Annotated in this window: 15 protein-coding genes, 1 tRNA gene and 1 pseudogene; 9 read left to right on the forward strand and 8 right to left on the reverse strand. The window is 51.2% G+C overall.

Going from position 1 to position 18,244, the window contains the following annotated elements; genetic code table 11:
* The first annotated feature begins 68 nt into the window (after positions 1-68).
* Positions 69-2,000, forward strand: a complete 1,932-nt coding sequence (locus tag NI40_RS01955; protein ID WP_039260988.1) for a DUF927 domain-containing protein — start codon at positions 69-71, stop codon at positions 1,998-2,000.
* Between the two features lie 74 nt (positions 2,001-2,074).
* Positions 2,075-2,425, forward strand: a complete 351-nt coding sequence (locus NI40_RS23745; RefSeq protein ID WP_079820674.1) for a DUF4102 domain-containing protein — start codon at positions 2,075-2,077, stop codon at positions 2,423-2,425.
* Between the two features lie 54 nt (positions 2,426-2,479).
* On the opposite strand, the gene NI40_RS01960 is transcribed toward NI40_RS23745, so the two are convergent.
* A complete protein-coding gene (locus NI40_RS01960) occupies positions 2,480-3,664 on the reverse strand; it encodes a tyrosine-type recombinase/integrase (RefSeq protein WP_039260990.1) in 1,185 nt (394 codons plus the stop codon).
* Positions 3,665-4,205: 541 nt separating this feature from the next.
* On the opposite strand from NI40_RS01960, the gene NI40_RS01965 reads away from it, so the two are divergent.
* Positions 4,206-5,624, forward strand: coding sequence for a hypothetical protein (locus NI40_RS01965; RefSeq protein ID WP_039260992.1), 1,419 nt, complete (start codon positions 4,206-4,208; stop codon positions 5,622-5,624).
* Between the two features lie 595 nt (positions 5,625-6,219).
* Here NI40_RS01965 and NI40_RS01970 read toward each other — a convergent pair.
* A tRNA-Phe gene (locus NI40_RS01970) sits at positions 6,220-6,295 on the reverse strand.
* 169 nt (positions 6,296-6,464) lie between these two features.
* On the opposite strand from NI40_RS01970, the gene NI40_RS01975 reads away from it, so the two are divergent.
* Together NI40_RS01975 and NI40_RS01980 are read left to right on the forward strand one after the other, a co-directional pair.
* Positions 6,465-7,310: an AraC family transcriptional regulator gene (locus NI40_RS01975; RefSeq protein WP_039260993.1), complete on the forward strand. Its 846-nt coding sequence runs from the start codon at positions 6,465-6,467 to the stop codon at positions 7,308-7,310.
* A gap of 36 nt (positions 7,311-7,346) precedes the next feature.
* A pseudogene (locus tag NI40_RS01980) lies at positions 7,347-7,939 on the forward strand (LysE family translocator).
* On the opposite strand, the gene NI40_RS01985 reads toward NI40_RS01980, so the two are convergent.
* From NI40_RS01985 to aspA, 5 genes are all read right to left on the reverse strand, one after another.
* The gene (locus NI40_RS01985; protein ID WP_032641387.1) at positions 7,936-8,511 is read right to left on the reverse strand and encodes a transcriptional regulator; all 576 of its coding nucleotides are present in this window, start codon (positions 8,509-8,511) and stop codon (positions 7,936-7,938) included. The pseudogene NI40_RS01980 and the gene NI40_RS01985 overlap by 4 nt on opposite strands.
* 49 nt (positions 8,512-8,560) lie before the next feature.
* Complete coding sequence (locus tag NI40_RS01990; RefSeq protein ID WP_039260995.1) at positions 8,561-10,252, reverse strand: protein-disulfide reductase DsbD; 1,692 nt, start codon at positions 10,250-10,252, stop codon at positions 8,561-8,563.
* Positions 10,228-10,551 carry a divalent cation tolerance protein CutA gene (gene cutA / locus NI40_RS01995; protein WP_014168278.1) on the reverse strand — a complete coding sequence of 108 codons (324 nt, stop codon included), beginning with the start codon at positions 10,549-10,551 and terminating at the stop codon, positions 10,228-10,230. The genes NI40_RS01990 and cutA overlap by 25 nt, the downstream gene beginning before the upstream one ends.
* A gap of 113 nt (positions 10,552-10,664) precedes the next feature.
* A complete protein-coding gene (locus NI40_RS02000; RefSeq protein ID WP_039260997.1) occupies positions 10,665-11,966 on the reverse strand; it encodes an anaerobic C4-dicarboxylate transporter in 1,302 nt (433 codons plus the stop codon).
* Between the two features lie 115 nt (positions 11,967-12,081).
* Positions 12,082-13,518 (reverse strand): aspartate ammonia-lyase, encoded by a 1,437-nt coding sequence (aspA, locus tag NI40_RS02005; protein ID WP_003855923.1) that lies wholly within the window; start codon positions 13,516-13,518, stop codon positions 12,082-12,084.
* A gap of 335 nt (positions 13,519-13,853) precedes the next feature.
* Between aspA and NI40_RS02010 the strand changes: the two genes are divergently transcribed.
* Positions 13,854-14,318 carry an FxsA family protein gene (locus tag NI40_RS02010; protein WP_039261000.1) on the forward strand — a complete coding sequence of 155 codons (465 nt, stop codon included), beginning with the start codon at positions 13,854-13,856 and terminating at the stop codon, positions 14,316-14,318.
* Positions 14,319-14,342: 24 nt separating this feature from the next.
* Here NI40_RS02010 and yjeH read toward each other — a convergent pair whose 3' ends face one another.
* A complete protein-coding gene (gene yjeH / locus NI40_RS02015) occupies positions 14,343-15,593 on the reverse strand; it encodes an L-methionine/branched-chain amino acid transporter (protein ID WP_039261002.1) in 1,251 nt (416 codons plus the stop codon).
* A 179-nt stretch (positions 15,594-15,772) separates the two neighbouring features.
* On the opposite strand from yjeH, the gene NI40_RS02020 reads away from it, so the two are divergent.
* The 3 genes from NI40_RS02020 to NI40_RS02030 all read left to right on the forward strand — a co-directional run bounded on the left by NI40_RS02020 (position 15,773) and on the right by NI40_RS02030 (position 18,229).
* The gene (locus NI40_RS02020) at positions 15,773-16,066 is read left to right on the forward strand and encodes a co-chaperone GroES (RefSeq protein ID WP_003855929.1); all 294 of its coding nucleotides are present in this window, start codon (positions 15,773-15,775) and stop codon (positions 16,064-16,066) included.
* A gap of 31 nt (positions 16,067-16,097) precedes the next feature.
* A complete protein-coding gene (gene groL / locus NI40_RS02025) occupies positions 16,098-17,741 on the forward strand; it encodes a chaperonin GroEL (protein ID WP_014882201.1) in 1,644 nt (547 codons plus the stop codon).
* 134 nt (positions 17,742-17,875) lie between these two features.
* Complete coding sequence (locus NI40_RS02030; protein ID WP_023310115.1) at positions 17,876-18,229, forward strand: DUF4156 domain-containing protein; 354 nt, start codon at positions 17,876-17,878, stop codon at positions 18,227-18,229.
* Positions 18,230-18,244 lie beyond the last annotated feature (15 nt).

Here is an 18,244-nt window from a genome sequence, read left to right on the forward strand (position 1 = left end):
AATTCCCCCTCAGGCAAGTGAGTTCTGCGCTTTACTGCCTGTGGTTCACATTCAAAAGGACCCTGTAAATGAATAATAAATCAACACCATCACCCTTGACTACAACGACCCCCGCTCGTTTTGCCTGCACGAAATTAAATGCATTTCTGGCTCGTCGTGCTCTTCATCTGAAGGTGGTAAGAAAAAACCTGAACAAGGCTGCTGCAATCGACATCGATCTCGATGACATTTCTAAGTGTGGATGCCGTGATGGTCTGCCTGAAGGCTTTGTCAATACTGCAAAAGGGCTTTTCTATTATGAAGGAAAAAAATGGTACCAGTTAAGCTCGACCCCCATTCTCCCTGTCTACAGGCATTATTCTGATTGTAAAACGCGCAATATGGGCGTCGAGTTGATGACTATCAACCATGCTGGAGAGTTCGCCTGTGCTGATGTCTCATTAAGTGATGCAATGGTAAAACCTGATCACGTCATGGCTTCTCTGGCGGGCAAAGGTTTTGGTATCTCCCTGACGATAAAGTCTAAAGAGCTGCTGGTGCAATTCTTACAGGTGTGTATGAAGAAATCGCTGGAATTGCCTACTTATCTTGTCGCAGATTCGATGGGTTTTGTGCCTGGCAACAAAGCATTTCTTCACGGCAGTATGCCTATCGCGCAGCACCTTTTGGGATTTGACTATTTGATTCCGGCTTACCGTGTTCCACGAGGGCTTGTCGAGTCGGGAGCGCTGGATGACTGGAAAACTATGGTAGCTGAGCTGGTTCATGGCTGGCCTCAGGTCTTTGCATTATCCACAGCTTTTGCTTCGATGCTGCTGTCGTTGTGCAAAATGGATGTCGCATTGTTTCATTTTTACGGGGGGTCAACGACCGGAAAAACAATTCTTCTTCAGCTTCCCATGTCAGTTCACGGGCATGGTGGAGAACCTGGCAGTGCGCCAGATGTGAACATTTTACGCTGGAATACTACAGCGAATGCGCTTGAGAAAAACCTGAGTCGATATTCAGGGATATTAGCCTGTATTGATGAGTTGGGTGCTTACAAACAGAAGGACTTTGCTTCCTTGCTGTACAATATTACTGCTTCGAAGGGTAAGGATAGAATGAATCAGCATCTGGAGATAGATGAGGCCTTTACCTGGAAAATGTTTATTCTTTCGTCAGGGGAAATGTCTATCCCTGAGAAGCTTGCCACGCAGAAAGAGCAAATTCAGGGAGGGCAGGAGCATCGTGCCATTAGTCTTAACATCCGCCCCGAAGATGCCCGTAAAGACGGCGAGACCTCTGAAGACGTACGTAATCGAGCTGAGAGACTGAAACATGGGTTGTGTGAGACTTACGGCACTGCGGGTAAGGAATTTATTGCCTGCCTTCTAACGTTGGAGGGTGAAAATGATGAGGCCTTATCTTATCAGGAGATGTGTAAATTCATCCAGGGTGCATCAAAAGATTGCTATGGCATTCTGATCGGTGAGTTGCAGAAAGAAGGCTATTCTCTCAGTGATATTCAGAAGCGTGCATTAGAACGTTTTGCTCTGTGCTGGTGCGCTGGGATTCTCGCAACTGAATGGAATATTCTTCCCTTTGGTGAGGATGTTATTGCAGATGCGGTAATGAGTGCCGCTCGCCGCTGGCTTGATGATAAGCCTAACCAGTATAACCCCGTGTTACTGGCTCTTATTGATATTCAGCGTGACCTTGTAAAGCGAGAGGGTGCGCATTTTATCGGTCTTAAAGAACCGGATAACCGTAAACCCGGAAATCACTGGGGCTATATTCACCATGCTACTGAGGATTTTTTAATCTTCGCACCTGTATTTGAAGAGTGGTGTCAGAAACATTCATTAAGCGCCAGTGACGTCGCTAAGGAGCTGGTACGACGAAAACTTCTGCGGGTAGAAAGTAAAGGGCATTACAAAAAGCGTCCTCTTACTGGTATGGACAGGTGTTACTACCACATTAAGCGAGGGTTTATCAGTGCTGATTTGAATTGTGCTTGAGCATTATCTGAATGTAGTTAACTAACTTATCTTTAAACTTATTATTCTGAATAAATTAACAGAAGGGGAACCCCATGACTGAATTCTGCGAATTAAATGAAACTCACACTTTTCCTGGTGCTATTACAGGCTGTGAAACTATTCGCCCACCATTTACGCCTCATGGTCTTATCATGACGCAGGCTAAATGCAATTTCTATGATATCTGTAGGGAAGTGACAGACAGTGAGTATCCTGAATTAAAAGCAATGATTAACCGAAATGAAAATATTCGTTTCTTTGCCAGTTATATTTTCAAAGGTAACGTTCGTTATGATTATCTTGGTGAATTTCCAACACTATCAATCGATCAGGCTCGCAATAAAGCCCGATATCTTGCCAGAAGTAATGGGGATGAGACCGCTTATGAATACATCCCATTCTAATTGATGAGTTTAACCTCAAAAAAAGCAGGGGCACTTGCCTCTGCTTTTCTGTTATCACAAGGACGGTAGCTGAGCCGTTATCCTTTCCGCCAGTAACTGACTGGTGTTCTGTAAGCGCTGAGGATGAAGGTGCGCATACCGTTGTGAAGACTGACTGCTGCGGTGCCCCAGTTGAGCCTGAACGTCATACAGTGTTCCGCCGAAGGACACGATGAGGGCGGCAACCGAATGGCGGCAGGTATGAATACACACTTCCTTGTCGAAAATTCCCGCCCGACGCACGATACGCTGAAAGGCTTTAACCGGGTTACTCAGCGGCATTCCCTGTTTTTTACCAATAAACAACCACGGATTTCCCCGCTGCGTTGGCAGCGTTCTGATTACGTCCATCGCCAGTGAGTTAAGGTGAACAATCCGTCCATAGCCATTCTTGGTTTCAGGGAGCCACAGGGTGCGTTTAACCGGGTCAACATGCTCCCACTTAGCCAGACGCAGCTCATCACGACGAAGGCCGGTCAGTAACAGCAGTTTGACATAGCGGGCAGCTACAGGGCTGGTATCGTTATCGGCGGAGAGAAAAATACGACGAATTTCGTCCTCGGTAAAATAACGCTGTCGGGCGTTGTTCTCCCTGAGTAGCTGTACCACCCTTGCCGGATGAACAGAGGTCATGCTTTGCCTTCCGGCCCATGTAAAGACGGCTTTAATGAGTACGATGACACGGTTACAGGTAGCCGCTGACAGGGAAGTACTTAACGTCTGCTGAAGGCGCAGAATGCTGGCTGGTGTGATATCGCTCAGCAGCCTCTGACCAATGGCGGGACGGATATGATCGCGGTAGCGCTGGAGATCCTTTCCCCAGCTACGTTTAGCAGACTTTGCCCAAACCAGATAATGCTGGTTAAAGAGTTCATCAAATGTCATCTCTTGTCTCTTGTTTTCGCGTTCCTGCTTAGGGTCAGTTCCGGTGGCAAGTGAGCGTTTATGTTCCATGGCAATCTTACGGGCTAAGATGACATCCACCTCAGGCCAGTGACCAATAGCGATGGCACGTTTTCTTCCATGGTAGAGGTAGCGGAGCAAAAACTTTTTACGTCCTTCACCTTTGCTGACCAGACACTTCAGACCCGAAATCTCGGTATCGCTGTATTCGGCATCGGTACTGCGTGAATCTGATGAGTTTGGGGGAAGGGATTTAATGAGCTGGTTAGTAAAACGGAAGCGTTTCGGACTGGACATATTACCTCCTGTGACTGGTGTAAAGAACTTCAGGGTTGACCCATCCCAGGCACGGCGTTGTAAATGGCTAAGTTGATTTTCTAGCGTGGCGAAGGGGATGCTGGTGTTACTTGAGATGATTGAAGGCGAGAAATGCCGCAAAAATAGGTGTTACGGTCTGTTTCTGGTCTTAATGGAAAAAATACCGGTGGGGGATGTATTCAAAAAAATAATATGTGCTTTGGTTGATTTTAATTACATATATGGGCGACATTATCCAGAAATACCTTATTGGAGAGTATGTGCTTATTTTGAGAGCATGCTTCTGCATTAATGATTAATCATTAATTTAGTAGGTGTTGTTTTTTATAGGGCTACATTTTTTAATTTTGGTGTTGTAGGTTTATTTCATGATCATGTGGAATACATCGTCTTTGTTCTGACCCCCCTATCTCAGTTGATATAGTTGTTTTTTTTGGGGGAAGGGAGGGCTTGTGGGTTGATTTTAAATTTAATTTTCATTATCTTCTTAAGGTAACCTCATATCATAAGGACAATGTCAATGAAGTTTTTCTCCACTGGTTTCTATGTTTCGAATGATGTTTTATTTGACGATGTATTCAATGAGTGCTTTTCTTGGATTCATGAATCACCACACACAAACTTTATACCTGCACAATTGGCGTGTGACTATCTTAGTGAAGATTTTTATGTAGAGTCAAGTAATGAAAGGATTGATGTAATTACTCATGGCAACCAAGATGTTCAGTTAGGTTGCTTCAGATATTCTAAAATTTCCGAACCACACAAATGGGTAACTGATATATCTATAAATAAGAACTTAATAAATAATACGGTATGGATCCAAGTTGAATCAAGTGTGGTTAGTCAGGAGGCTGCGTATTTAGCACCTCAACCTAAAAAACCTTTGATAGTAATTAGGTTGATAGATAAATTTTCTGGTGGTTTGGATGATGCCTTCAAAACATCAATAGAACCTGATTACCTTTCGAATTCTGAAGAGCATTTAAAGTTGGCGGCAAAAGTTATCAATGGAGAAACTGAAAACAGGCTGCCAATAATCTATGTCAGTTCGAAATATTTTTACAATGAACATCCTCATAACATTATTCCTGAGCGATTAGCAAGAAAGGTGTGTGGCATAGCTCATGTTCTAATTGAACCTCGTGAGAAAATGTTTTCAATAAAACTAAAAAATGAGACAAATTCTAAAAATGCTTACGCAGGTGCAGTCGGAATTTACTGGCCGCGAGGACAAAATATCTCCTTTTACCGTCGGGGTGAGAAAACAGCGAAGGAGTTTGAAGATGAATTATTTGATGATGTCGTAAAAGCCACATCTACAATGGCTCCCGTCTCTGAGGGGGGATGGAGTGAAATACAAAAAAGAAGAACTAAGGATTCTATTAATACACTTAAGATTAGAGGTGAATACACAAGTGAATTGATGGGTTTGTATGAGGCCGATAATGTTGCAAAAGATGAAACAATAGAAGAACTCAAAAGTAATATATTATCTTTAGAATATCGTGTTCGAATGCTTCAATCACAAGCTTCAGCTCAAGGAAGTATAGTAATGAATGCAGGGGAAGAAACTGACTTTTTCAATGGTGAGATCAAAGATGTAATAATAGAAGCACTGAAGGTTGCTATTGTGAATACGAAAGAGGGTAGTCGAAGTAATCATATATTATCTTCTTTAATTTCCAATAACCCTCAAACTATGGAAGCAAATTCGCGTCAAACTCATTTGAAAAGAGCACTTAATGGCTACAGGAGTATGGATAAGGCAACGTCAAGGCAGCTTAAGGAACTTGGGTTTGAGTTGTCTGAGGAAGGTAAGCATTGGAAGTTAGTATATAATGGTGATTCCAGATACTCTTACATTCTTCCTAAAACAGGGAGCGACTATAGAGGATCTTTGAATGCTATTTCTGATATAAGTAATATTATTTTCTAACAAAATCTAGCCCCTTATAAAGGGGCTGGGTTATGGCTATTTTAAATCGGTAATACACATTGTTTAATGTAAGTATTACAGTTCAAAGTTTATGTTCAGGTAAGGAATTCCGATGGGGCTGAGTCATTTTTTAATGACGTGGAAAGCGGGGGATTTTGCTGATGCGAAGAATCATAAGGTGAAAAACAGGAATATTACAGGTGGAGTAGATGGTGGAAACACCCGACTGACAAGGGGAGTTGATAACGCTGAGTTCTTCCCCCTTGCCTGAAGAGGAGTCTCCCCGGTCTTCCCCCGGGGGTAATGGAAGGTAATTTGTTGTTAAATAAAGTAAATTATGAAATCCCCCATTTCCCCCGTATTCTCTGCTTCATTATGAATAATCTAAAAGAAAGGAACCGTAGAGGACCGTAGAAAGACCGTAGCAGTGGGGTAAGGAAGAGACACATCAGAGGGTGTTGAGGTGTGTAAAAGTAACGAACATCTGCGAAAATGGCGAGAAATCCAGCAAACAAATAACGTGTTGCAACGACCAGAAATCTACCGTAGCTAAGAAAGGAAAAAGCCCCGCTTTGCAGCGAGGCCTTATGAATAGTGGTGCCCGGACTCGGAATCGAACCAAGGACACGGGGATTTTCAATCCCCTGCTCTACCGACTGAGCTATCCGGGCAACGGAGCGCATTAAACCGCAATCACGCTCGATCGTCAACATTATTTCGGGAAAAGCTGTTCAACTGCTTAAGTTTGCGGCAATCTGTCCGCTTTCGCCGTGAAAATGCACAAATCTTCCAGACACAACCAGCGTAATACGGCAATGCTGATAGCAAGAGGAGGACAGTATGGCGAATGACTGGCTTGAACTGCGTCAGCATGCAGATACGGGTATTGAGACGATTAAAGCGCATTTCGAAGGTCATGCCTTTGATCCGCACTGGCACGATAGCTATCTGGTAGGGATAACCCTCTCCGGCACGCAGCAGTTTCACTGCCGCCGTGAGCGTCATCGTAGCCAGCCGGGCGACGCATTTCTCCTCGAACCTGGCGAGATCCACGACGGTGATGCGCCTGTAGAGGGCGGCTTTACCTATTTGACCTTCTATCTGGATGAGCGCTGGCTTACCCGTGCGCTACAAGGGCTTTACGAATCTACTCCCGGGAGATATTCACTCCACTTTGCCCAAACGTTGACGCGGGAGCCGCAGCTGGTGCGTGCTATCGGTGAGACATTTTCCACCCTGCATAATGACGAGATGAAAATCGTTCAGCAGAGCACAATGGATAATCTGCTCTCCCGGATCACCGCCCACTGCCACTGGCGTAAAAAACTGCCGTCGCAGTTACAAAGCGCTGCCGTGGCGCACCGTGCGCGCGACTATCTCTTTGCTCATATCGGCGAGAACGTAGGGCTGTCAGACCTTGCGCGCGAGACGGGCACGGATCGCTTTACCCTGACGCGCTGTTTTAAGCGCGAGTTCAACCTGGCGCCACACGCATGGCTTATTCAGCTGCGCCTGGCAAAGGCCCGACAGCTGCTGGCGCGTGGTGACCAGCCTGTTGATGTGGCTGCCGCAGTGGGATTTGCCGATCAAAGCCATCTGGGACGTTGGTTTCAGCGTGCTTACCGTATCTCTCCTGCACACTACCGACGGTTGTGCACAAACCTTCCAGACGTTTCCAAAAAATAACGGCACATTCATGGCTCTAATAAAAAGGAGCCACCCGTGAGTTTGATACCCTTTCTGTTGTTCGCATTTGTCGCCTCCATTACCCCGGGGCCGACTAATATTCTCGTGCTGACGAACAGCCAGCACTTTGGCGTAAAAAATACCGTACCTGCTATTCTGGGCGGATGTATCGCGGCCAGTGCGATTGTGCTGGTATCAGGCGCGGGCGCGGGGGGGAAGTGCTACGTCAGTATCCTCTGATACGTCAGATAATGAGCTGGACAGGCGTGCTGTGGCTAAGCTGGATGAGCTGGCAGCTGTTTCGCGCCCCGGCAGCCCGTCTCTCCGCTGAGCACCGTATCCGATTCACCGCTCGGGCGGCGGCGCTGCTGCAGGTCGTGAACCCCAAAACCTGGATGATGGCGCTGGCCGTCGTCAGCCTGTTTGCCCCAACTGGCGACCATGCATTGCGGGATATTGCGCTAATGGCGCTATGGTTTCTGCTGATCTCGATAGCCTGTTTGATGTGCTGGGCGTGGTTAGGTAAAGCGGTGAACCGAATTTTTCGCACCACCGTGGCGATGGTGTGGTTTCAGCGCCTGATGGCGCTGTGTCTGCTTGTCTCCGCCTGGGTGGGCATGCTGGCTTAGGTCAGCGCTCCACCCATTCTGCATTGGGCAAAGCGTAGAATATCTTCCGCCAGGCGGTGCGCCGTATCCACATCGGCCTGGCTACGGTTCACCAGCATGCGGCTGAGGCAACCTTCCAGCACCAGCTCCATCTGTTTAGCCACCATCGCAGGGTCATCGACTTCCAGCGTGGTCAGCAGCTCGTGGGTAAAGTCATGCGCCGCCCGTTTTTGCTGATCCGCCAACTGGTGAATAGGATGGCCAGGGTCAGGAAAATAAGTGCAGGCGGCGATGAACAGACAACCCGGGTAGCGGTTGTTGCTGACGCATTCCGTCAGCGCGGTATAGCGCGCCAGCAGCTTTTGCTCCGCGGTCAGTTCTTCATTCAGCATCAGTTGTCTGCGCCAGACATCAACCTGCTGGCTGAGATAGCGCAGGGCATCATAGAGTAGCGCCTCTTTATCTGGCCAGAAGCGCTTAAGTTCATCCAGGGGATAATCGATACGGTCGGCTACCATCTCAAGCGTGGTGCTGGCGATCCCTTGAATCTCAAGTAGTTGCAGGGCTTGTCCCAGTACGTCTTCACGTTGCACGGTTATCTCCTCCGCTATTCCCAACGGTTTGTCCCGCTTAAAGTGTTGTTTACGGTTGGCGATTGCGCAAATGCGCGCTAAATGCCGCTGCATCCATAAACCCGGTTACACGCTGCTCAGGCTGCTCCTGGCCCTGTTGATTGAAGAACAGAATGGTTGGCAGCCCGAGTACGTTAAGCTGCTTCAGCAGAGCCTTATCCTGCGCATTATTGGCGGTCACGTTAGCCTGGAGCAAAACGGTCTCTTTAAGGGCGCTTTGCACCTGTGGATCGCTAAAAGTATATTTTTCAAACTCTTTGCAGGCGACACACCAGTCGGCATAGAGATCGAGCATCACCGGTTTGCCTTTCGCCTCTGCCAGTGCGCTGTTAAGTTCATCCACGTTTTTTATCTGGGTAAAGTGCAGATGCGCCTGGGTCTGACTCACCGGTGTGCCGAACGCCCAGTCCTGCAGAGGGCGTACGCTCACCAGCGCGGCAGCCAGCAGCAGGATTTGCACCAGGCGCATCCATGGCTTCTTCGCCCCCAGGCTGACGATAAACGCCCAGGCAAAGAATGCTACGCCGAGCATCGCCCACAGGCGCAGACCCCAGGCGTCGCCGATGATACGCTCAAGAAGGAACACCGGCAGCGCGAGGATGACAAAACCAAATGCGGTTTTCACCGTCTCCATCCACGGGCCGCTCTTCGGCAGAAGTCGATTGCCGAAAACCGTGACCAGAATCAGCGGCAGACCCATGCCGAGCGCGTAGAGGTACAGCGTACCCCCGCCGAGCCACATGTTACCGCTCTGGGCGATGTACAGCAGGATAGCGCTCAGCGGTGCGGTAGTGCAGGGAGAGCAAATCAGCCCGGCAATGGCACCCATCGCGAACACGCCGCCTGCGGAGCCGCCCTGCTGACGGTTGCTCATCAGCGTTAAGCGCGTTTGCAGCGAAGAGGGCAGCTGTAGCGTGAACAGGCCAAACATTGACAGCGCCAACAGGATAAACACCGCTGACAGGCCAATGAGAACATAAGGGTGCTGGAGTGCTGCCTGGAACTGTAACCCGGCAGCGGCAACCACAAGGCCAAGGGCTGTGTAGGTTAGCGCCATTCCTTGCACGTATATAAAAGCCAGCAGCAGGGCGCGGGCAGTAGAAAGACGCTGTTTGCCGCCCAGCACGATGCCAGAGATGAGCGGATACATCGGCAACACGCACGGCGTAAAGGCAATGCCGATACCAATCAGTAACGCCCACAGCGCTGAGAACGGAAGGTCAGCGCGGTCGTTGGTTTTCTCAACCGCAGGGACCGGCGTTACAGCAGCAGTCGCTTTCACTTCGCTAAGCGGCACGACTTTCGTTTCCGGTGGATAGCAGAATCCCGCGTCCGCGCATCCCTGATAGGTCACCGTCAGCGTCGCGCCTTTATCCGCCTGATTCACCGTCACGGGCACGCTTAAGCGCTGGCGGTAGATTTCACTCTTACCGTAGAACTCGTCCTCGTGCCACTCGCCAGCGGGCAATTGTAATGCGGCCACGTTTGCCTGGGCAGGGGTAATACTCACCTGCTTGCGATAGAGGTAATAGCCCTCTTTCACCTGCCAGGTGAGCGTCAGATCGTGCTGGTTCTGCTGAAAATCGAAAACAAACGCCTGGTCGGCAGGAATAAAGTTCGAACGGCCGGGCGCGTCAAACAACCCGGCAAAAGCTGACGTGCTGCACAGCAGCAGGATCAGCGTAAGGAAGCGTTGAGCCATGAGAGATAGTCGTTATCGCCATGAACCACTGGCAATACCAGCAGCTCCGGGGTTTGGTAAGGATGATGAGATTTGAGGCAGTCCAGGAGAGCCTGCTGATTCGCCAGATTGGTTTTGAGCAACATCTGGACTTCGTACTCTTGCTCCAGCTTGCCTTCCCAGTAATAAAGGGAGGTGGCACCAGGGAGGAGCGTCACGCAGGCAGCCAGTTTTTCGGCCAGCACTTTGGCGGCGAGATCCTGGGCAGAGGCTTCATCAGGGGCGGTACACAGTACGACAACAGCATCAGGCGTGTTCACAAGTCGACCTCCTCATCACGAAAGGCTTCACTATATCACGCAAGGCGGTTGGTCATTAATGAAACGGGCCGCAGTGCGGCCCGATTTTAACTATTTTTACAACCACTCACCGTTTACAGCACCACGCCGCCAATGATAAAGCCGAGGATCACGCAAAGTGAAATGGCGACCACGCCCGGGATCAGGAACGCGTGGTTAAACACATACTTACCGATACGGGTTGAGCCGGTGTCGTCCATCTCCACCGCCGCCAGCAGGGTTGGGTAGGTTGGCAGAACGAACAGGGCAGAAACCGCCGCGAAAGAGGCAATCGCCGTCAGTGGCGTCACGCCCAGCATCAGTGCCGCAGGCATCAGCGCTTTGGTGGTCGCAGCCTGGGAGTAAAGCAGGGTAGCGGCAAAGAACAGCACCACCGCCAGCAGCCACGGGTAGTTGTGCAGCAGGTCGCCAGCGATGGTCTGAATGTCGCTGATGTGCGCTTTCACGAAGGTATCACCGAGCCACGCCACGCCCAGTACGCATACGCAGGCGCTCATACCGGATTTAAAGGTGCTGGCGTTCAGCACTTCGCTGGTGTCGATTTTACAGGTGATGCTAATCAGCGTCGCGATGGTCAGCATAAACACTACAATCGCTTCGTTACGCGGCAGGACAGGGTTCTGGATCAGGCCCACGGTGTCGCTGATGGCGGTCGCGTAGAACATCACCGCGACAATACCGATCAGGAACAGCAGCACGGAGCGCTTTGCGTGCGGCTTCAGCTCGAAGACCTGGCTGCCGCGCAGCCTCACTTCACCCTTGGCGAGGCGTTCCTGGTAAACCGGATCGTCTTTCAGTTCGGCGCCGAGGAAGTTACACAGCACGGCAGTGATCATCACCGCGATCAGCGTCACCGGGATACAGATCGCCAGCAGCGTCAGGTAGCTCACGCCCATCGGCTCCAGAATACCGGCGAAGAAGACCACCGCAGCGGAAATCGGCGAGGCGGTAATCGCAATCTGGGACGCGACGACGGCAATTGAGAGCGGACGAGATGGACGGATACCCTGCTCTTTCGCCACTTCGGTAATCACCGGCAGCGTAGAGAAGGCGGTGTGGCCCGTACCGGCGAGAATGGTCATAAACCAGGTCACCAGCGGGGCAAGGAAGGTAATGTATTTTGGATGGCGGCGCAGCATACGCTCCGCCAGGCTTACCAGGTAGTCCATACCGCCTGCCACCTGCATGGCGGCGATAGCGGCAATAACTGCCATGATGATTTCGATAACGTCGAACGGGATTGCGCCGGGTTTAATCTGAAAGATAAGGGTAAGAACGAGCACCCCGAGACCGCCGGCAAAACCAATGCCGATACCCCCGAGTCTTGCTCCCAAATAAATCGCCAACAAGACGATGACGAGTTCTGCTCCAAACATAAGGACCTGCCTTGCTTATTAACAAGTTGATATTGAATTGTTGTATTTAGGTAACGCCTAAAAAGAAAAAAGGCACGTCACAAGTGACGTGCCTTAAGAAGCCTAGCCAGAACGGTTACTGTTCGCTTTCATCGGTATATCGTTTCGCTTTATATGCCGGGTGCATCAGGTTCTGGGCCGAGAAGATATCGTCCAGCTCAGCTTCGGTCAACAGCCCGCGCTCCAGCACCACTTCACGTACGCTCTTACCGGTTTCGGCGCAAATCTTACCGACGATATCACCGTTGTGGTGACCGATGAACGGGTTGAGGTAGGTGACAATCCCGATGGAGTTGTAGACATAACCCTCACAGACTTCTTTATTCGCCGTGATGCCGTTAATGCATTTTTCCAGCAGGTTGTAGCAGGCGTTCGTCAGGATGTGGATAGATTCAAACATCGCCTGACCAATCACTGGCTCCATCACGTTCAGCTGCAGCTGACCCGCTTCAGAGGCCATGGTCACGGTCGTATCGTTACCGATGACTTTGAAGCAAACCTGGTTCACCACTTCTGGCACTACCGGGTTCACCTTGGCTGGCATGATGGATGAACCGGCCTGCAGCTCTGGCAGGTTGATTTCATTCAGGCCAGCGCGCGGACCGGAAGAGAGCAGGCGCAGGTCGTTACAGATTTTGGACAGTTTTACCGCCAGACGTTTCAGGGCGCTGTGTACCATGACGTAGGCGCCGCAGTCGGAGGTGGCTTCAATCAGGTCTTCTGCAGGCACAACCGGCAGGTTAGAGACTTCAGCCAGCTTCTGTACCGCCAGCTGCTGATAGCCATCCGGGGTGTTCAGACGCGTACCGATGGCGGTGGCGCCCAGGTTCACTTCCAGCAGCAGCTCGGAGGTGCGCAGCAGGTTTTTGGTCTCTTCGTTCAGCAGTACGTTAAACGCGTGGAATTCCTGGCCGAGCGTCATCGGCACCGCGTCCTGCAGCTGGGTACGACCCATTTTCAGGATGTCCTGGAACTCAACCGCTTTACGCTGGAAGCCATCACCCAGCTGGTTGATCGCATCCACCAGTTTCACCACAGAGGCATACACCGCGATACGGAAGCCGGTAGGGTAGGCGTCGTTGGTAGACTGGCATTTGTTTACGTGGTCGTTCGGGTTCAGGTACTGGTATTCACCTTTCTGGTGACCCATCAGCTCCAGGCCAATGTTTGCCAGTACTTCGTTGGTATTCATGTTGACGGAGGTGCCCGCGCCGCCCTGATACACGTCAACCGGGAACTGGTCCATGCATTTGCCGTTGTTCAGCACTTCATCGCAGGCTGCGATAATCGCATTTGCCGCGCTTTTAGGAATGGTTTGCAGCTCTTTGTTGGCCAGTGCTGCGGCTTTCTTCACCATCACCATGCCACGGACAAACTCAGGAATGTCGCTGATTTTGCTGTTGCTGATGTAGAAGTTTTCAATCGCTCTCAGAGTGTGGACACCGTAGTAGGCATCCGCTGGAACTTCCCTGGTACCCAACAAGTCTTCTTCGATACGAATGTTGTTTAACATGTGAACCTTCTTTTCAAGCTGCCGATGGATTGTACTAAACACACAGTATTTATGTGGTTTTGAATATTTTCTGGCCGACGATTATTCCCTCAATCAGCCAGATGCTCGAGATCATATGCTGATGATAGCGAATTGCCGTAAGCTGGATCACTTATTATCGAGCCGATTCCATGATAATTATTAATCTGTGAAATGGGTCACCGCTTTATAATTTCCAAAAAAAATATCCGTGCAAACTGATTGAATTTTCGCTAACCGTCACCATTTCATACAAACGCGCGTCGCGAACACATTCAGACAGGGGCCCGATGGCCTCTGCCACACAGGAGATGCCAGTGCGCTGGATACCGTTTATTGCTTTCTTTCTCTATGTTTACATTGAGATTTCCATTTTCATCCAGGTTGCCCATGTGCTGGGCATCCTGCTGACGCTGATTCTGGTGATTTTCACCTCCGTCATCGGCATGTCGCTGGTGCGTAATCAGGGTTTCAAAAATTTCCTGATAATGCAGCAGAAGATGGCCGCAGGGGAAAGCCCGGCGGAAGAGATGATCAAAAGCGTGTCATTGATTATTGCGGGGCTGCTGCTGATCCTGCCGGGGTTCTTCACTGACTTCCTTGGCCTTCTGCTGCTTCTGCCGCCGGTGCAAAAACACCTGACCATGAAGCTGCTGCCGCATCTGCGCTTTAGCCGTATGCCGGGGGGCGGGTTCAGCACCGGGCCGGGCGATACCTTTGAAGGGGAGTATCAGCGTAAGGATGAACAGCACGACCGTTTAGACCATAAAGACGATCGGTGATTTTATTGCCCGGTGGCGCTTCGCCTACCGGGCCTCCGGGAGCGCACCGCGCTTCGGCAAAAACACCCACAGCCCTGCCAGCATGACAATCGCGTACAGACTCTTCCATCCCACCATCGCCAGCAACAGCAGGCAAAGCATACCCCCGACGACCGCCAGAGCTTTATAGCGACCTTTCAGTAAACGACATCCCGCCAGCATGCACAGCAGGTAGATCATGATGAAAATGCCGTTGGCGTAGACGATCAGCGCGTCCAGATTGATCTTCAGTGCGTAAATACACAGCGTGCTCACCACGCAGCAGCCCAGTACGGCATTCAGAGCATTCAGCGGAAGCTGGCGTTTAGACAGGCGCGCGAGGCGATTCTCTGGTTTGTCGAGCGCCTGCGACCACACCAGCCGGGCAAAGCTCTGGATATAAATATTCAGGCTGGCAAAACAGGCGAGATAGCCGATGACGCAGGCGATCCATAGCGCCTTCACGCCGAACAGTTCCACCACGATACCCGGCAGCGATGCCGCGGCGGCGAGATCCGCTCCGAACGCGTGGAAGTGTAAGACCAGCACGGTACACGCCCAATAGACCGTGCCAGCAAGCAGCAGGCCTATCATCAGCGCGCGGGGGAAATCACGTTCAGGCTGCTTAAATTCAGAGGCCAGATGGGCAAAGGCTTCCAGGCCGACAAAACACCAGAACATGACGGAGAGCGCGGCGAAAAGCTGGGAATGGTCGACGTCGGTCAGCGCCGGGAAGGGAATTTCCTTTATTGTGATATCGCCCGCCCACCAGATTGCGACAACGAGCGCGACAATCAGTACCGCAACCAGCGTCTGCAGGTTGGCGCTGGAGCTGGCGCCGCGAGAGCCCATCCACCAGACGATCGCCAGCGTACCCAGTTCGGCCAGCAATAACTGCTCGTTATGCCAGCCAAACAGCGCCTGACCAAAACCGGTCGCAATATGCAACGCCGCAGGAAGGCCAACCGGAATGACGGAGAGAAACAGCCAGCCGGTAACACGCTGCAGCCTCGGGCCAAAGGCCAGTCCGACAAAGTGCGCCACGCCGCCCGCGCTGGGGAAATGCCGCCCCAGAATGGCGAATACAATGGCTATCGGGAAAACCAATACAATCAGCGCCGGCCACGCCCACAGGCTGTTATTTCCAGCCACCAGCGCCGCCAGTGCGGGTACGGCAAACACGCCCGTACCTAACAAGGAGGTTGAGAGCAGTCCGACGCCCTGCGCCAGCCCCAGCTCCTGCTTGAGTCCACTCATTGACATCGCCCTGCCAGTACCAAAAGAGAGGCGATGGTAACACTTTCGCAAATTTTTTTTTCGACTCCCCCTTGAAGGGGGAAAAAGCTATCCCCATCTCTCAGGGCACTAGTCGGAAAACCGCATGCGGGCCGGCGTCATCCATAACTGATAATGACTTTCTCAAAGGAGAGCTATCAATGAGTATTCGTCCGTTACATGATCGTGTGATCGTCAAACGTAAAGAAGTTGAAACCAAGTCTGCTGGCGGCATCGTTCTGACCGGTTCTGCAGCAGCCAAATCAACGCGTGGCGAAATCATCGCTGTCGGTAAGGGCCGCATCCTGGAAAACGGAACTGTGCAGCCACTGGACGTTAAAGTTGGTGACATCGTAATTTTCAACGATGGCTACGGCGTGAAATCCGAGAAGATCGACAATGAAGAAGTGTTGATCATGTCCGAGAGCGACATTCTGGCAATTGTTGAAGCGTAATTTACGCACGAGAATTTGAGGAAATAAGAACATGGCAGCTAAAGACGTAAAATTCGGTAACGACGCTCGTGTAAAAATGCTCCGCGGCGTAAACGTACTGGCAGATGCAGTTAAAGTGACTCTGGGCCCGAAAGGCCGCAACGTAGTGCTGGATAAATCCTTCGGCGCGCCAACCATCACCAAAGATGGTGTTTCTGTAGCACGTGAAATTGAGCTGGAAGACAAGTTCGAAAACATGGGCGCGCAGATGGTGAAAGAAGTTGCCTCTAAAGCGAACGACGCTGCAGGTGACGGTACCACTACCGCGACCGTACTGGCGCAGGCAATCATCACCGAAGGTCTGAAAGCCGTTGCTGCGGGCATGAACCCAATGGATCTGAAACGTGGTATCGACAAAGCTGTCGCCTCCGCTGTTGAAGAGCTGAAAGCGCTGTCCGTACCGTGCTCTGACTCTAAAGCCATTGCTCAGGTTGGTACTATCTCCGCTAACTCCGACGAAACCGTAGGTAAACTGATCGCTGAAGCGATGGACAAAGTCGGTAAAGAAGGCGTGATCACCGTTGAAGACGGTACCGGTCTGGAAGACGAGCTGGACGTGGTTGAAGGTATGCAGTTCGACCGCGGTTACCTGTCCCCATACTTCATCAACAAGCCAGAGACTGGCGCTGTTGAACTGGAAAGCCCGTTCATCCTGCTGGCTGACAAGAAAATCTCCAACATCCGCGAAATGCTGCCAGTGCTGGAAGCCGTTGCGAAAGCAGGCAAACCTCTGGTTATCATCGCTGAAGACGTTGAAGGCGAAGCGCTGGCGACCCTGGTGGTTAACACCATGCGCGGCATCGTGAAAGTGGCTGCGGTTAAAGCACCTGGCTTCGGCGATCGCCGTAAAGCAATGCTGCAGGATATCGCTACCCTGACCGGCGGTACCGTGATCTCTGAAGAGATCGGTATGGAGCTGGAAAAAGCGACCCTGGAAGACCTGGGCCAGGCGAAACGCGTTGTGATCAACAAAGACACCACCACCATCATTGATGGCGTGGGTGAAGAAGCCGCTATTCAGGGCCGCGTGGGTCAGATCCGTAAGCAGATCGAAGAAGCGACTTCCGATTACGACCGTGAAAAACTGCAGGAGCGCGTAGCGAAACTGGCTGGCGGCGTTGCGGTAATCAAAGTCGGTGCAGCGACCGAAGTTGAAATGAAAGAGAAAAAAGCACGCGTTGACGATGCCCTGCACGCGACCCGTGCTGCGGTAGAAGAAGGCGTGGTTGCTGGTGGTGGTGTTGCGCTGGTGCGTGTTGCCGCTAAACTGGCAGGCCTGACCGCACAGAACGAAGATCAGAACGTGGGTATCAAAGTTGCGCTGCGCGCAATGGAAGCTCCTCTGCGTCAGATCGTTTCTAACGCCGGTGAAGAGCCATCTGTGGTTGCGAACAACGTGAAAGCGGGCGAAGGTAACTACGGTTACAACGCAGCAACTGAAGAATACGGCAACATGATCGACTTCGGTATCCTGGATCCAACGAAAGTGACCCGTTCTGCTCTGCAGTACGCGGCATCTGTCGCTGGCCTGATGATCACCACCGAGTGCATGGTCACCGATATGCCTAAAGGCGATGCACCAGACTTAGGTGCTGCTGGCATGGGCGGCATGGGCGGTATGGGCGGCATGATGTAATCGTGCGCTCTACGTCGTAGAATGTGAAAAACCCCCGGGCAGAAATGCTCGGGGGTTTTTCTTTTGGTCATCTTTTAGGTATAAGATTTACACACGGACAACTACTGTCCAGCTTATTGAAAACGAGGAATAACATGCGCGTAAAAGTCTGTGCAGGGATTGTAGGGGCAGCATTGCTGCTGGCGGGTTGTAGCTCCAGCAATGAGCTGTCGGCAGCGGGCCAGGGCGTTCGCTTTGTGGAAGATAAGCCTGGCAGTGAATGCCAGCTGTTAGGCACGGCAACCGGTGAGCAAAGTAACTGGATGTCAGGTCAGCATGGCGAAGAAGGTGGCTCGATGCGCGGTGCGGCGAATGCCCTGCGTAACCAGGCTGCGGCAATGGGCGGTAACGTGATTTACGGCGTGAGCAGCCCAACGCAGAGTATGCTGTCCAGCTTCGTGCCGACCGCCAGCCAGATGAACGGCCAGGTCTACAAGTGCCCGAACTGATTGCCTTTTTCCCTC

Source organism: Enterobacter sp. E20, assembly GCF_000801755.2.
GTDB lineage: Bacteria > Pseudomonadota > Gammaproteobacteria > Enterobacterales > Enterobacteriaceae > Enterobacter > Enterobacter asburiae_B.